Annotated in this window: 13 protein-coding genes; 5 read left to right on the top strand and 8 right to left on the bottom strand. The window is 66.7% G+C overall.

From position 1 onward, the window contains the following. The first annotated feature begins 4 nt into the window (after positions 1–4). Complete coding sequence (locus AC59JP_RS21390; protein ID WP_497327844.1) at positions 5–1,075, top strand: MSMEG_0565 family glycosyltransferase; 1,071 nt, start codon at positions 5–7, stop codon at positions 1,073–1,075. Here the strand turns inward: AC59JP_RS21390 and AC59JP_RS21385 are convergent. Together AC59JP_RS21385 and AC59JP_RS21380 are read right to left on the bottom strand one after the other, a co-directional pair. Next, complete coding sequence (locus tag AC59JP_RS21385) at positions 1,072–1,683, bottom strand: lipocalin family protein (protein WP_497327843.1); 612 nt, start codon at positions 1,681–1,683, stop codon at positions 1,072–1,074. The two genes, AC59JP_RS21390 and AC59JP_RS21385, sit on opposite strands and share 4 nt — an antisense overlap. After that, positions 1,683–3,800 carry an MMPL family transporter gene (locus tag AC59JP_RS21380; protein WP_497327842.1) on the bottom strand — a complete coding sequence of 706 codons (2,118 nt, stop codon included), beginning with the start codon at positions 3,798–3,800 and terminating at the stop codon, positions 1,683–1,685. The genes AC59JP_RS21385 and AC59JP_RS21380 overlap by 1 nt, the downstream gene beginning before the upstream one ends. A 66-nt stretch (positions 3,801–3,866) precedes the next feature. Between AC59JP_RS21380 and AC59JP_RS21375 the strand changes: the two genes are divergently transcribed. Beyond that, positions 3,867–4,364, top strand: a complete 498-nt coding sequence (locus AC59JP_RS21375; RefSeq protein WP_497327841.1) for a MarR family winged helix-turn-helix transcriptional regulator — start codon at positions 3,867–3,869, stop codon at positions 4,362–4,364. On the opposite strand, the gene AC59JP_RS21370 is transcribed toward AC59JP_RS21375, so the two are convergent. The 5 genes from AC59JP_RS21370 to AC59JP_RS21350 form a co-directional block, all read right to left on the bottom strand. Continuing rightward, positions 4,348–5,529 (bottom strand): lipase family protein, encoded by a 1,182-nt coding sequence (locus AC59JP_RS21370; protein WP_497327840.1) that lies wholly within the window; start codon positions 5,527–5,529, stop codon positions 4,348–4,350. The genes AC59JP_RS21375 and AC59JP_RS21370 overlap by 17 nt on opposite strands. A gap of 135 nt (positions 5,530–5,664) precedes the next feature. Then, positions 5,665–5,961 (bottom strand): chorismate mutase family protein, encoded by a 297-nt coding sequence (locus tag AC59JP_RS21365; RefSeq protein WP_497327839.1) that lies wholly within the window; start codon positions 5,959–5,961, stop codon positions 5,665–5,667. A 57-nt stretch (positions 5,962–6,018) separates the two neighbouring features. Next, on the bottom strand, positions 6,019–7,071 hold the full coding sequence (locus AC59JP_RS21360; RefSeq protein ID WP_497327838.1) for an adenylate/guanylate cyclase domain-containing protein: 1,053 nt from the start codon (positions 7,069–7,071) through the stop codon (positions 6,019–6,021). Beyond that, positions 7,064–8,494 carry an HAD-IB family hydrolase gene (locus AC59JP_RS21355; RefSeq protein WP_497327837.1) on the bottom strand — a complete coding sequence of 477 codons (1,431 nt, stop codon included), beginning with the start codon at positions 8,492–8,494 and terminating at the stop codon, positions 7,064–7,066. The genes AC59JP_RS21360 and AC59JP_RS21355 overlap by 8 nt, the downstream gene beginning before the upstream one ends. Then, positions 8,491–10,779, bottom strand: coding sequence for a glycerol-3-phosphate 1-O-acyltransferase (locus tag AC59JP_RS21350; RefSeq protein WP_497327836.1), 2,289 nt, complete (start codon positions 10,777–10,779; stop codon positions 8,491–8,493). Before AC59JP_RS21350 ends, AC59JP_RS21355 begins: the two co-directional genes overlap by 4 nt. A 411-nt stretch (positions 10,780–11,190) precedes the next feature. Here AC59JP_RS21350 and AC59JP_RS21345 point away from each other — a divergent pair, with 411 nt between their 5' ends. Both AC59JP_RS21345 and AC59JP_RS21340 read left to right on the top strand, forming a co-directional pair. Further along, entirely contained in the window at positions 11,191–11,898 is a 708-nt protein-coding gene (locus AC59JP_RS21345; protein WP_497327835.1) for a DUF6319 family protein, read from the top strand. Between the two features lie 92 nt (positions 11,899–11,990). Then, entirely contained in the window at positions 11,991–12,620 is a 630-nt protein-coding gene (locus AC59JP_RS21340; protein WP_497327930.1) for a chymotrypsin family serine protease, read from the top strand. 64 nt (positions 12,621–12,684) lie between these two features. On the opposite strand, the gene AC59JP_RS21335 is transcribed toward AC59JP_RS21340, so the two are convergent. Then, entirely contained in the window at positions 12,685–13,164 is a 480-nt protein-coding gene (locus AC59JP_RS21335) for a DUF6764 family protein (RefSeq protein WP_497327834.1), read from the bottom strand. 402 nt (positions 13,165–13,566) lie between these two features. Here AC59JP_RS21335 and AC59JP_RS21330 point away from each other — a divergent pair, with 402 nt between their 5' ends. Further along, positions 13,567–15,579: an MFS transporter gene (locus tag AC59JP_RS21330; protein WP_497327833.1), complete on the top strand. Its 2,013-nt coding sequence runs from the start codon at positions 13,567–13,569 to the stop codon at positions 15,577–15,579. Positions 15,580–15,593 lie beyond the last annotated feature (14 nt).

The following is a 15,593-nucleotide window of genomic DNA, read 5'->3' as shown; positions in this document are numbered from 1 at the left end:
GTCCGTGCGTGTTTCGCTGTTGACCTACTCCACCAAGCCGCGCGGCGGCGTCGTGCACACCGTCGAACTCGCCGAAGCGCTCGCGCGCGCCGGATGCGAGGTGACGCTGTGGTCGTTGGCCCGCGGTGGAGACGAAGGTTTCTATCGGCCGGTCGATCCCGCGGTCACGGTTCGGCTCGTTTCGTTTCCCGCGATCGACGACGAGTCGGTGAGCGATCGAATTCTGAGGTCCATCGCAACGATGGCGGCGGCGTTCGATCGGTCCGGGGCCGACATCGTGCACGCTCAGGACTGCATCTCGGCCAACGCTGTCGGACAGTGCGTTCGGACCATCCACCATCTCGAGCAGTTCACCACGCCCGCGCTCGCCGCGTGCCACGAGAAGGCGATCGTCGAACCGTTCGCCCGGATCTGCGTCTCACGTGCCGTCGCCGACGAGGTGCACGCGGGCTGGGGGTACGAACCGACGGTGATACCGAACGGTGTGGACGCACAGAGGTTTTCGACCGTGCCGGGCGTGGACGTCGAGCGGTGGCGTGAGCGATTCGGAACCTACGTTCTCGCCGTCGGCGGTATCGAACCACGCAAGGGGAGCCTCGATCTCCTGGAATCCTATGCGCTGCTGCAGAAACGGATGCCCGACGTCTCGCTCGTGTTCGCGGGAGGGGAGACGTTGTTCGACTACCGCGGCTACCGAGCCGAGTTCGATGCCCGACTGTCCGAGTTGGCGGTCACGCCCGAGGTTCTCGGGCCCGTGGACAACGACGAACTGCCGTCTCTGGTCGCGGCCGCGTCGGTGTTCGCGTTCCTCTCGACGAAGGAAGGTTTCGGGCTGGCGGCCATGGAGGCCCTGGCGGCGGGAACACCCGTCGTCACCCGTGATCTACCGGTCTTCCACGAGGTGTTCGGAGACACGGTTCAGTATGCGTCGACTCACCAGGAGACAGCCGACCGCCTGGCCGACGCGATAGCCGATCCGAACGAGCGTCGATCCGCGGGTGTCGCGCTGGCGTCGTCCCTGAGCTGGGACGACGCCGCGGCGCGACACCTCGACTTCTACGCCGGTCTGCTCTAGACCGTGCACAGCGGACGGATGTCCGGGGATCCGGCTGTGGTCGGCGACGTGAGCACCAGGCACGCGTTGTAACCACGCTGCTCGACGACGCGTCGAATCTCGCGCCACTGATCGGGTGTGGCCTGCGGGGAGCGCGACAGCACGAATCCGGAGGTGCGGAACGGATCTCCGACGAGTGCCCACGAGTAGTCGTCGGCAATGTAGGTGACGATGTAGTTGGTGGGACCCTCCGGGTTGTCCTGCGTGGGAACGCTGGGGAAGCTCACGTGCAGCGCGGCCGTGGTGACGGGGTCGTTGACCCGGGCGTTGCCGACGATGAGGTTCTGCCCACCCGACCACGTGGTGCAGGTGTTCTGCACGCGAACGTTGGTCGCGTCGATGCGCTGGTAGTTGGCCTTGGTGTCCTTGGCGCAGTTGAGGTTGAACGGCTGCGGAACGGCTGCGAGCTGCCACCAGTCGCCCTGGTAACGGTCGACGTCGAGCTTCTGGATCGGCGCCAGGGGCTCCCACAACGGGGCGGCGCCGGCCGGTGCGACGGAGCCGAACACGGCGCCCGCCATGATCGCTCCGGCGATCGCGACGCGAGAGGTGATGGAACGCAGGGACATCAGTGATTCTCCTTGAGTGGTAGTTCTTCGGTGGCAGGGGCTGTTTCGATGGCAAGGGGTCCGGGCCGCCAGACTCGGGGGCCGATCAGGGTGAACAGAGCGGGGATGACCACGGTTCGGACGACGAACGTGTCGAGCAGGATGCCCAGGCACACGATGATGCCGAGCTGGGTCAGGGTGATCAGCGGAAGGACTCCGAGCACGCAGAACACCGCCGCCAGTACGACACCTGCACTGGTGATCACGCCGCCCGTCGCCCCCACCGCTCGAACGATACCGGCGCGGGTTCCGTGTGCGGGCGTCTCTTCGCGTGCTCGGGTGATCAGGAAGATCGTGTAGTCCACGCCGAGTGCCACCAGGAAGAGGAACGCGAAGAGTGGCACGTTGTCGTCCAGCGCGGGGAATCCGAACAGGTGCTCGCTGACCCAGCTGCCGACGCCCAGCGCGGCGAGGGCGCTCAGCACCGTGGCAGCGATCAGAACCAGCGGCGCCACAACGGCTCTCAGCAGGACCAGCAGGACCGCGAGGACGATGACGAGCACGATCGGGATCAGCAGGAGACGGTCACGAGCGGCGGCGGTACTGATGTCGTACGCCTGCGCGTCGCTGCCGCCCACGAGCGCGTTCGCGGCCGGAACCCCCTGGACCGCCGTCCGCAGCGAGGCGATCGTGTCGAACGCAGCCTCGGAGCCCGGACTGGACGTCAGGACCACCGACCAGCGGGTCAGTCCGGAGTCGGACCGGGCCACCTCCGTCGACGAATCGACGCCGGCGGTCCCGTCGATCGCACGGGTGATCGCGTCGGCGTCGGCGCTGCGTGCGACGACCACCGTCGGGTCGGACGATCCGGCCGGAAAGTGTTGGGCCAGTGCGTCGAATCCGTCCACCGATTCGGCGCTGACCCGGAACTGATCGGTCTGAGAGAGGCCGATGCCGGTCCCGAGGACGCCGACGGCGCAGACCACCAGGACGCCCACCGAGATCACCGCGACTCGACCCGGGGTGCGGGCCACTGCAGCTGCGATGCGATACCAGACGCCGCGGTGGTCGACGTCGCTGCGGGTGACCGTGGGGACGAACGGCCAGAACACCTTTCGGCCACACAGTGCGAGCGCTGGGGGAAGAACGAGAAGCACGAACACGGCCGCGACGATCAGTCCGGCGGCGGCCAGGGCTCCCAGGCTGCGAGTGCTGGGCAGAATGCCGAGCACCAGCGAGAGCAACGCGAGAACCACGGTGACGTTGCTCGCCAGAATGGCTGGACCCGACTGCCGCACAGCGTGTCTCAGAGCCAGGCGGTGGTCGGACTCCTTGGTGAGCTCCTCGCGGTAGCGCGATATGAGCAGGAGCGCGTAGTTGGTGCCGGCACCGAAGACGAGAACGCTGGTGATGCCCGAGGTGGAGCCGTCGAACGTCAGGCCGGTGAGCTCCGCGACACCGGTTCCGACCGAACTGGCGACGCGGTCGGCGAATCCGACCACGAGCAGCGGGACCAGCCAGAGTATGGGCGAGCGGTAGGTGACGATCAACAGCAGCGCCACCACGGCCGCGGTCACGGCGAGCAGCCGGAAGTCGGCCCCGGCAAAGGAATTGGCGATGTCCGCGCCGAACGCCGGACCGCCGGTGACCTGCGCGACGAGGCCGGAGGGCAGGCCGTCGGCTGCGGCGGTGCGTAGCGAGGCCACGGTGTCGTTCAGGTCGAAGCCGGACAGGGAGGAATCGATCTGCACGGGAACGATGGCGGCGAGACCGTCGGGTGACGGCACCGCCGGTACGACGGTGGGGGGAGCGGCCGGCGCATCGACTGTCGACGCCATCCGGGCACCAGCCTGTGCGGTCGCGTCGAGGTCGGCCGGTGACAGCGGTGCGCCGTCGTCTCGGGTCACGACCAGGATGACCGGCGCAGTGTCCGAGTCGGGAAATTCACCGAGAATCGACTGCACGGCAGCCGATTCCGACGACGGGGGAAGGGATGTGGGCGACTGGCCGGCGGAGTCGTTGCTGCCGACGAGGCCCATCAGTGCGGCGGACAGTACGAGTACCGCCACGGCGATCGCCCACGAGCGGCGTCCGGTGACGAGAGCGGCCACACCGTCCCAACGCGAGGTCTCGTTCATGAGGACTATAATTTCAGATACTTAATCATTAAGCAACTGAGAGATTGATGGAGTACCCTTCGAGCCATGTCGGAAGGTCAGCAGCGTCGTGAACTGGAGTCGCAGATGGCTTCGGACATACGTGCGCTGTCCGCGGCGTCGGACAAGATCTCGCGGATCTTCGCTCAGCAGCACAGCCTCGGGCCCAACGACTTTCGAGCTCTGCTGCACATCATGGTCAGCGACATGTCCGGGCGCCCGTCGACTCCCGGCGAGCTCGGGCAGGCACTCGGCCTCTCGTCCGCGGCGATGACCTACCTCGTGGAACGCATGATCACCTCCGGGCACATCAAGCGTGAACCCGACGAGTCGGATCGTCGACGCGTCATCCTGCGCTACGACGATCCGGGCATGGAAGTGGCTCGCGAGTTCTTCACTCCACTCGGCGTGCACACCCGCGAGGCCATGGCCGACCTACCGGACAGCGACCTCGCGGCGGCGCACCGAGTGTTCGCCGCGATGATCGGCGCCATGGAGACCTACCACGGCGAACTCGGTGGCAGGCGCCCTAACGCGAGCCGTTGACGGCGAATTGTCTTGCGGTCCAGCGCATCACGAAGGGCAGCCCGGTCAGCGCGCCGATGAAGTGATCGCCGACGACCGGTTCGTAGTGCACATCCGCACCGAGAGCCCGCCACTGGTCGATCAGGGTGGTCACGCCCGCTTCGGGAATGAAGCGATCACCGATCAGTTTGCTGGCCGAGCCGTGGAAGAACGCCACGGGTGCTTCCGGAGCCGCGGCGCCGGGCCGGTTGGCCTCGATGACGCGGCGGGCGATGTCGGTTTCGAACGGGTTCGGCTCGTTCGTCAGGTCCTCGAGTCGCATCCGCAACAAGCCGCCGAGGGCCAGCGGGACGACGGACATGTCCTTCACCCACGACGCCAACAGCAACGCCTTCGGCCCGAACAACTCCACCATCTCCGGATGCTCGCGTGCGAGGCCCATGCTGGCCGCGCCCAGCAGACCGGCGGCGATGGTGCCGTTCATCGTCTCGAGGAGCAGGGAGAAGTCGGTGGGAGTGCCGCCGCAGACGGCACCCGCCAGCGTGACGTCGGGGGCGTACGTCGGCTGCAGCTGGGCGGTCCAGGTGGTCGCGATGGCGCCACCGCTGTATCCGTAGGCCACCATCGGACTGTCCGCGAGTTCTGGCGCCACGACCTTCATCCCGCGGATCGCGTCGAGGACGGCGTGCCCGGCCATCGTCCCTTCGGCGTACGACATGCGGGGACCTTGATGATCGGGGACCAACACGGCGTATCCCCGGGCCAGCCACACCGGCATGACCGGCGGTAGATCGGCGCCCACGCCGTGCACGAGACGGTACGACGGAGTGCTGGTGGCCCCGAGAGAATCGATGGCCACGTTGTGCACGACGACGGGCCGCTGCCCGGAGCCGGTCCACGGCCGCTTCGGAATCAGGAGCGATGCGGTGACCCCGGCGGGGAGTCCGCGTGCGTCGATCGACCGCACCATGAACTGGTGCAACAGCGTCCGTGGTCGGGGAATCAGGCCGTGCGTGATGCGTCGGCGAATGACGTCGCCGGGCGCGAGATCGTCGATTCCGGGAGGCGTGAGGAAGAAGTCGTCGTCGGATATCGGGGTGGGGAGGATCGACTCGTAGGGGTTGTCCGGTGGACTCACGGGCACCCGGCCGGCCAGCAGACGGTCCAGCACTGCGAACAAAGTCATCTCTACCCCCCGGCGGTCACTCTAGGTCAACGGAGCGGGGACACCGGAGCGGGGACACGACAAAGGGGACGCCCCAGTGGGACGTCCCCTTCGTCGTGAAGTAACTGCTGTCGAGAGGTTACGGCGGGAGGGGGCTTACTTGCCCTGGCGGCCGCGGCCGATGCGGAGCATCAGCATTCCGAGGGTGCGGCCTTCCTGGCCGAGCTCGGAGAAGTGGTCGAGAACTTCGAGTTCACGGGTCGACGAGGCCTGCGTGCGGCCGATGCGAGCGACCAGCTCGGTCCGGCGCTGGACTGCAGCCTGGATGTCCGCGTCGATGTTCTCGATCTCGGTCTGAAGCGCGTCGAGTTCGGCTTCGGTGGTCGGCAACTCTGCTTCCGCCGGTGCGGTGGTGACCTTCGACGGTGCCGTCGTGTGCATCAGAAGACTCATATTCACTCCTCGTGTCACAAGGCATGTCGCTGCTGCGTTGCGGAGTGTTACTGGTCGTTACGACTTTTTCTGGGAGACGGATCTCACGTCGCCGTCGTCGTCGTTTCCGTGTACTTTCTGCCACCGCAACGAGTAGGGCCGAAGCCTGCGGTAGCCCCGAACACGGAACGGTCGGACCGATTTCAGGCGGAACGAGTCGTCGTCGGCCAGGGCGTCGGCCATCTCGGAGTCGATCAGCACCGTCCCCGGATGCGCGACGCTGGTCAGGCGGGCCGCGATGTTGACCACCGAGCCGTACACGTCGCCGAAGCGCGCGAGAACCGGGCCCAGCGCGATGCCCACGCGCAGATCGGGAACGTCCTCCCGCTCGCTGAAGGCCTCGTGCAGCTGCAGCGCGATGCGGGCGGCGTCCGCCGGCGACGACGTCTGGAACATCACCTCGTCGCCCACGTTCTTGATCACCGATCCGTGCCCCCGCGCGATGACGTCGGTGGTGACGCTCTCGAACTCCTCGAGCAGCGACGTCAGCTCGTCGACCCCGAGCCGGCGAGTGAGGCTGGTGTAGCCGACCATGTCGGCGAATCCGACGCACGTGACCGAGCTCGGCTCGCCCTCGCTGTCGGTTGCCAGCGCACGTCCGGCGACGGCGGCGAGGTGTCGACGCCACGCGTAGTTCTGGAGCGACTCGATGGTGGGCACCGTCTTCGCGGCCAGTTCGCGCGCATCTCTGCGGATGGCGTCCGCGTCCGTCGAGGACGGCATCTCCTCGAGTTGCTTGGCCACGTAGTTGTTGACGACGCCGATCTGCCATTCCGCCAGGCGCGACATCGACTGACCGAGGGTGCGCGCGATCGCAACTTCCATGGCCGGCTCGATGATGCCGGCGTCGACGAGTCCGGTGATCGACTTCAGCGCGTCGATGTCGGCGTCGGTGAACATGACCGCGTTCTGGTCGGGGTTGATCGGGAAGCCCATGGCCACCCACAGTTGCTGCGCCCGCGCGAGGTCGATTCCGACCGCCTCGGCGACCTGCGTGCGGGTGTACCGGACGTCGCCGCCGAGAAGCTTGGCGTCGATCTCGGATCGAGCCAGTTCGGCGAACTCAGACATTGCCCAGCGTTCTGTCGAAGAAGGAGCGGACGTCGTCGACGTACTCGTCGAGCTTTGCCGGATCCCAGTCGGCCGTGGGGATGGGTTCGCCGACGGTCACCCGGACGCTGCCGGAATGGGCGGTGAAGGAGGACTTCCACATCACCGCGCCGGTGTCGTGCAGAACGATCGGAACGATGGGAACCTTGGCCTCCATGGCGAGGTGGAAGCCGCCCTTCTTGAACTTGCCGAGACGAGCCGTCGGCATCCGGGTGCCCTCCGGGGCGATCGCGACGGACACACCGCTGTGCAGCTTGTCGATGGCCGGCTGCATCGCCTGCCGGGCGGCCTTGCTGTTCGACCGGTCCACGTAGGCCACGTCGAACACCGCACCCAGCAGCGCGAACCGAGGATCGCGGCTCAATTCCTTCTTGGCGATCGCGGTGACGTCGCGCCTGATGATGCCCGAGACCACGATGGCGTCCATCGTGCTCTGGTGGTTGAACATGAACACGGCGGGGCGGTGGGTCCAGAGGTTCTCCTCGCCCTCCACCTCGACCTTGATACCCATGATGGCCAGTGCGAGCGCAGGTGCCATCGCATTGGTCACGTTGGCCCCGGTGCGCCGGTTGCGACCCAGGATGCCCAGTGCGGCACCGACTCCCGCGCTGGCCATCACCGAACCCAGGGCCGTCATCGTGCGTACGGTCGACACCACGTCGGCTCCGCGTTGAGGCTTGGTGAGGTGCAACGTCGGCCAACGGCGTTCGCGCGCTTCGCGTTCGAGGTCGTTGTCGGGATTGAGCGCGATCGGTGTTCCGACCGTCTCGAGCATCGGTACGTCCTCGAAACCGTTGGAGTAACCGAAGCACCCGTCGATGTCGACGTCGTGGTCGTCGGCCCAGTCCATGATCGCTTGCGCCTTGCGCGGGCCCCACAGGGACGAGCCGTCGAGCTCGCCGGTCAGCACGCCCGACGCGTCGACCGTCGGGATCGTGCAGATCAGATCGTCGAACCCGAGGTCCTCGCACACCGGGACGGCTTGATACGGAGTGGCCGACGTCGACATGACGACGCGGTGACCGGCTTCCTTGTGCGCGTGGATGATCGACCGAATCTGCGGGAAGATCATCGCCGCGATCTCCGAGCGGAACAGCATCTGGGCCTGCTCGAGCAACTCCTCGTGCGTCTTGCCCTCGAGCGCGCGTACGGCCTTGTCCATCAGGTTGTCGACGGTCGAGTTGCGTATGCGCATCTCGAGGACGGCGCTCGTGATGTCCCACAGTTCGACGACGTTGACGTCGAGCCGGCGCAGGCGCTCCTTGAAGATCGCACCGGCCGAGAAACCGTCGATGACGGTTCCGTCGAAGTCGAAGAATGCCACGGTGCCGGGTCCCTGCGGAGCGTCTGCGATCTGCTCCAGGAGTGCGGGCAACGTGATCATGAATTCTCCCCTCGTCGACGAGCCACGTCGGCGTCGACCTTGTCCAGTGCCATGTGTGCCATCACGCGAATCTGTCCCGACACGCGCGCCCACGACGCTATCTCGGCCGCGAAATCGCGCCTACGCAAGGTCACGCCCGCGGAGTCGGAGTCGAGAAGATCTCGGTTGTCGGCCAATTGCAGTGCCGTGTCGAACAATTCGTTCGAGATGGCGTCACTGTGTTCGAGCTGCTGCCGCAATCGCTTGGCCTGCGCCGCTCCCAGGCACTCGTTCAGGAACGCCGGCTTGTCGAACTCGCGTCCCGGTACGAGCATCAGAAGCTGTTCGGCCACAACCTGATAGGCCTCGAAGATCGGCTGCAGGACGCGATGAGCCAGATGGAACGGCTGACTCTCTAGCGACTTGACCGCGTACGTCGGCTCGGAGATGGCCGTGCGCCACTGCGGATCGATCAGGTCCACCTCGGCCTCGAGGCGCTGACCGAACTCGTGCTTGTCCCCGAAGAAGAACTCGAACTTGAGGAGGTCGCGAAGCTCGAGAGCGGACTTCCACAGATCCTCCGCCGCGACCACACCGGTGGGGCAATCCTTCGTGCGCAGCACCACCAGTTCGCCGATCGCGCGCATCACGAAGAAGTGAATCGCGTTGTTGCGGAAGAACGCCAGCACCAGGTGCTTGTCCTGAGCCAGGTGGAACAGCGGTTCCGGACCCAGGTCGAAACGCTTGACCACACCGGCCGCCACCTGAGCCCGGATCGCGGTGGTCATCACGTCGACGTCCTGCAGGTCGATGCCGCCCGCCGTCGGAAGTCCACGATCGCGAATGTATTTCGCGAGCGGCGCGATGATCGACCACATTTCGTTGACGTTGAGCGCCCGGTCCTCGATACCCAGCATGGCCATCGCCACGAGCGCCGCGGGAGTCACCGGCGTGGCTTCGTTGATCGAGTGCGAGACGGCGAGGGCGGCCTTCTGCACCGCCACGCGCTTGTCCTCGTTGGCGTCGAGGAACGAACGCACCGACATCGGGGTACCGAAGGAGAGGTACACCGTGCCGCGGATCTTGCCCTGCGCGCGGATGTATCCGATGGCCATACGGATGCCCTCGGCCTGCTTCTGCGCTCCGTGCATCTCCTCGGCCATGGTCGAGACCTCGTGCAGCCGGTCGTACGTGATGGAGGTGGGCACCAGGTACGCGTCGGACGCGGCGCTGTGCTCGAGCGCGTCGAAGAGGTAGGTCAGCAGACCGAACCGGGGAGGGCGCAGCTTGCCGGTCCGGGAACGGCCACCCTCGATGTACCACTCGAGGTTGAACTTCTTGCTCAGCAGGAAGCTCATGTACTGGCGCAGAGTCCACTTGTAGATCTCGTCGGAGAACTTGCGCTGAATCAGCACGACACCACTGCGCTTGGCGAGGGGTCCGATCGGCCAGAAGCCGACATTGATCCCTCCCATCACGTGGTTCATCGGAAAGCCCTCCTTGAGGAGAGCCGGCCGCAGCACCAACGGGTCCAGGTAGGACCGGTGGTTGGGCAGGAACACCAGCGGATGCGTCTTGTTCAGGTCCCGCACGGCCTGCAGACCGGACTTGTCGACCTCGACGTTGTACGCACGCGAGAAGTACTTGCCCAGCTGCCCCCACAGGTCGACGGCCCGGTGGTTCTCCGTCGCGACCATCTCGTCGAGGATCTCGTGGACGCGTTTCTCCACGTCGTCGACTGGCTGCTCGGCGGACTTCGCCAGCTCGGCGAGGTCGGTGCGGAACGACGCCCGGTCGGTCATCTCTTCGACGACGAACCGCGGCACCTTGTACTCGGAGCCGATGACCTCGCGCTCGGCGCGGTCCAGAGCCAGGCTCGCCTGCCGCGCGATGAAGGAGGGCAGCGAGCGACCGCCGGTGTCGTCGAACCGTTCGCGAAGATCGGACAGGGTGGCCGGTTCGCCGACGACGATGGTCCACGAATCGGCGTCCTGCGCGGGAGCCCAGCGAAGCACCGACTTGCTCAGCCGGGACACGACGCGCCGGCTCAGTGCCAGCTGCTGGTTCGGAGATCGATGCGAGACGCGCAGCGGAACCACGAGCGGGTCGGCGTCTGCGGCGGCGTCGGCGAATTCGGCAAGCCCGTCGGTGGACATCACGACCGACTTCGGGCGGTGCTCGGAGTCTTCGGTCTGATCGTCGATCCACTGGTTGGCGGCCTGGACGTCGAGGTCCGACACCGCGTCGATCAGATAGACCCGGGAGCCGCTCCCCGTCGAGGCGCGGCGTGAATCGAGTTGAGACATGGATGTGTCGCTTTCCGCCGGGACTGGTGGCGGCAACGCTACGCCCGGGACCTGTACCTCGGTGCCACTTTCCGAGCACCGGTCGATCCAGGGGTTGGGCGTCGTCACTGCAATCATTCGAATGAATTAAGGCAGTAACACATAGACGGTGGGCGACGACTCCATGATCGGATCCGTGTCGCGTTCGCCTAGCCCCCCGACCGGGCGGCGCGACGCGGGTCCCCTGAACTTCCAGCGGCTCGGCTGGGTGGCGCGACTGGGTGGGGCGACCGGGTGGGGCGACCGGGCGGCGCGACTGGGCACCTTCCCGCAATCCACACCGGTTGCAACGTGTGAGCACTGCCGCAACGTGACCAGTCGATCGACGGCCGGGTCACACGATGTGTCGCACACATGTGCGAAGCTGGGGCCATGACCGCACCGTCCCGCGCGCGCAGATCTCGACCCACCGCCGACGTCCTCACCGTCGACGACCTGAACTCCATCACCGCGGCCCTCGCCGAAGGTCGTCGGGCAACGGTCTACCTGCGCGAGCCGACGCCCTCACTCGGACTCGAGGCCGGCGCGTCCGCGCGGGTGGTCTCGGTGGACGGCACGACGCTGACGGTGCGGCCCAAGGGTGTGGACGATCAGCTGCCGTTCAAAGCGGACGAACTACGGCTGACCAGGATGGCTGCGCCGACGGAAGCTGCCGTGAAGAAGCCTGCAGCGACGAAACGCGTCACGCCTGCAGCCCCGAAACTCACCGCGGTGGTGTCCACTCCCGCCGCGGTGGAGGATGCTTCGGTCGAACCCCCTGCGGTTCGACCGAAGCCCACACGTCGTCCCACACGTCGCCCCGCGGCGCAGCCCACAGCCGTGAGCGTCACCATCGCGTCCGGTGCCGACAACACTTGGACGGTGGCGGTGTCGAGCGGGGCGAAGCGGCAGGGAAAGCCTGCGGAGGTCGCCGCCGAGCTGGTCGCGCGCGCGATGAAGGAGCTGGGTGACCCGGCCGTCGCCGCGGCGGTGGACGAGGTCATCGAATCGGCACGCGCGGCCGCCCAACGCCGGATTGCCGAGCTCAGCGACGAGCTCGAATCGGCGCGGGCAGCACTGGCTCGCCTCGAAGGACGCTGACGCCGGCAGGTCGCCTTGCTACTGTGAGCTCACCTTCGGAGGGAACAGACTTGAAAAGACTTGTATTTGTCGTGGCCACGATCGCTGCCGTGATGGCAGGCGTGGGCGTGGGGACCGCGTCGGCCGTGCCCGTGGCCGTGCTGGGGGGCGGCTCCGGAATCATGACCGCGGACTCCACCGGCAAGGGAAAGTTCGAATGCACGCTCACGACCATCGGTTACGACGCCGGTGGGCGGCTGGTCGGTTTGACGGCCGGTCACTGCGGCGTCCCCGGTGACCTCGTGGGAGCCGAGTACTCGCCCGATTCGGGCGTCGTGGGCCGCATCGTCTCGTCGGTTCCCGGCCTCGACTACGCGGTCATTCAGTTCGACCCGAGCCGCGTGGCCCCGACCAATCGGGTCGGCAACGCCACCATCACCGGTCTCGGTTCGCCCGCGACGTTCCCCGGCGTGATGTGCAAGGAAGGCCGCACCACCGGCACCACCTGCGGAATCACGTACGGACAGTTCTTCCAGAACAACAAGACGTACACGCAGATCTGCGTCGTGCAGGGCGATTCCGGTGGCCCGGTGCTGGCCGGGACCACGCTGGTCGGCATGGTCAACGCCTACCTCGGACCGTTCTCGTGCATCGGTCCCGAGGTGGGGACCGACATCGGGGCAGTTCTCGACGACATCAACCGCGGTGGCGGAGTGGGAACAGGCTTCGCGCCGATCCCGTAAGCACACGGACAGAAAGATGGCCGCCGTCCTCTCGGACGGCGGCCATTTTCGTGGGTGTGGCGTGTCAGCCCAAGCAGGCCTGCAGGGTGACGAGGCTGCCCGCGAAGCCGGGGCCGTCGCAGACGGCGCCGAGGTCGCTGATGCTCACGGTGGAGCCGGGGGCGGCGATGGCGATGGACAGGCCGGGGGCCGTGCCGGTTGCCGTGGCGACGGAGTCGATGCCGTAGGCGATCGCGGCCGGCGCTGCACCGTTGCTGCCGGTGGCGGATGCGTCGCCGCCGGTGAAGCCGAGGGCCAGGGCCAGTGCGTTCAGGTCGGCGGCGGCGTCGCCCGTTCCGTTGTATCCGTACGCTGCTGCGGCGCTGGTGGCGTCGCTGATGCTGTTGCAGCCCGAGAGGGCGTCGGTGAGCGTGCGGGCCGGAGCGCCGGCGGGGCTCAAGCAGGTGGTGGGTGCGGCCGAAGCGGCGCCGGGTGCAATCACGGCGAGTGCGATAGCCGTTCCCACTACCCCGATACCGCCGATCATTCTGGTCGAGAGAGACATCGAAGAACCTTTCGCGTGCGCTGACACGACAACAGGGCTGCTGCCGCTTCGTCGGTCGGCGTGCAGGAACCATTAAGCCTGCTGACGACCTCCTGAACGCAGTGTTCCCCGTGGAGGCGTCGAGCAACACTCGCCGAGATAACGTGAAGATCACGATAATGTCACGAAGGGGTCTCGACGGGTTTCCGGCCTCGATGGTCCGTTTTTCGGCGGAAGCGGCTCACCGCACCGTCGCTTGGGATCATCTCCACTGCGCACCAACCGTTTTGGTGGTCGAACCCAACTGCGACGGTCCGGCGTGTAACGACGGACACAAAGAATTGCAGATTGTAAAGCAGCCTTTCTAGGCTTCTCTGCACTGCTCGCGGTGTGTCGCAAGCAGTTCCAATCGGGGGGACACACATGACTCTGCTCGCGATGACGCCTGTCCAGGAAATGCCGAGGCCGTACGCGAAACGTTGGGCGGCACTGGGGGTTCTGTGCCTGAGCCTGCTCGTCGTCGTCATGGCGAACACGTCGCTGCTGGTGGCAGCGCCGGCGATGACGATGGACCTACAACTCTCGAGTGCCGATCTGCAGTGGGTCATCGACGGCTATACCGTGCCGTACGCCGCGCTGATGCTGCTGTTCGGCGTCATCGGAGACCGATACTCCCGGCGGGGCTCGCTGCTGCTGGGACTAGCGACCTTCACGGCAGGCTCGATCGCGGGTGCGATGACCGACGCCACCGTCGGCGTGATCGCGGCACGCGTGGTGATGGGGGTGGCGGCGGCAATCGTCATGCCCGCCACACTGTCGCTACTCGTCGCGACGTTCCCCAAGAACGAACGCGCCACCGCCGTCACGATCTGGGCGGCGACGTCCGGCCTCGCCATCGCTGCGGGCCCGCTGCTGGCCGGGTGGCTTCTCGAAAGCTATTGGTGGGGTTCGAGTTTCCTCATCAACGTGCCCATCACGGTCTGTGCGATCGTCGCTGCCATCGTGCTGGTGCCACCCTCGCGTGCTGCCGATCCCGGCCGGATCGACTGGCTGGGCGGGCTGCTGTCGGTCGTCGGTGTCGCATCGCTCGTCTACGCGATCATCGAAGGGATGCACTCCGGCTGGGACGACGGACCTCGATTGTTCGCGGTGGTCGGCGCCGCCGGTATCGCCGGCTTCGTCGCGTGGGAACTGTGGCATCCGTCGCCGCTTCTCGACGTGCGCGCGTTCGCCTCGCGCGTGCTGAGCGGCGCGACGCTTGCGGTGCTGTTGTTCTTCCTGGTCACGTTCGGCGCCATCTACTATGTGGCGCAATACCTTCAGTTCGTTCTCGGCTACGGCCCGGTGGCCACCGGCGTGCACCTGCTGCCGCTCGCCGGCGCGGTGTTCGTCGGCTCGGCAATGACACAGTGGCTCACCCCCAAGCTCGGTATGCGGTACACCGTCACGGCGGGCATGCTCGTGGGGACGCTCGCCGTGGCGTCGATGCTCCGAATCGACACCGGCGCAACGTTTGTCGACTTCATCCCGGCGCTGACCATGCTGGGTCTCGGAATCGGCCTTGCCGTGTCGCCGTGTACCGACGCCATCATGGGCGAGTTCCAGGAGAACAAGCTCGGCGTGGCCGGCGGGTTGAACGACACCGCGCTCGAGCTCGGCGGATCCTTCGGAATCGCCATTCTGGGTTCGGTTCTCGCGACGTCGTACCACGCCGGCATCGCAGATTTTCTGACCGGCTTTCCGGGCAGGGGTGCCGACGGTCAGCCGACGGCGCAGGCCGCCCAGGCGATCGAGGCGTCCGGCGACTCGGTGGCGGGTGCGGTGATCGTCTCGGACATCATGCGCCGGAACGGATTACTTGCCGGGTATGCGAACACCCTCGAAGCCAACGCGATCGAGGCGTTCAACCGAGCGGTCGTCCATACGTCGACCATCGCCGCGATCGTCTTCGGGGTCGGCGCGGTCGTGGTCTGGTTGCTGCTGCCCGGCCGAAAGAGAGTGTCGGACGACGCTGCCCGCGAGGTCGCCGAACTCGAGCATCTGCTCGAACAACCGTCCGCGCCCTCGACTTCCGCTGTGCTGCAGACGAGTTCGGTCACCGACTCGTCGGCGGAAGCGCGACCGAACATCTACCAGCTGGCCGCGAAGGTCTCCAAGCTGGAGGCGGCGATCGCGGAGGAAGAAGCGCTGAGCGACACAGGACAGCTGAACCTCCTCCGGCTGGCCCTGGGCGACGTGGCCCGTGCCCGACGCAAGACCGCCGAGAACGAGCTCCACGCCGTGCAGTTCCTCGCCGAACGCCCACTGCTGCGGCCGGCGCCGTGGCCGAAAGCCGTTGCGCCGCAGCCGAACATCTACCAGTTCGCCGCGGCCGGTGACCGTTCGTCCACCGAGACGGACGAACGGTCGAGCTCGGCGTGGGCCATGCCCCTGTAGAAGGCCGGTCGGTT

The organism is Rhodococcus sp. 320_ES (genome assembly GCF_059691855.1).
Note: the sequence above shows the minus strand (reverse complement) of the source record. Positions and strands in the feature narration are given on the sequence as shown.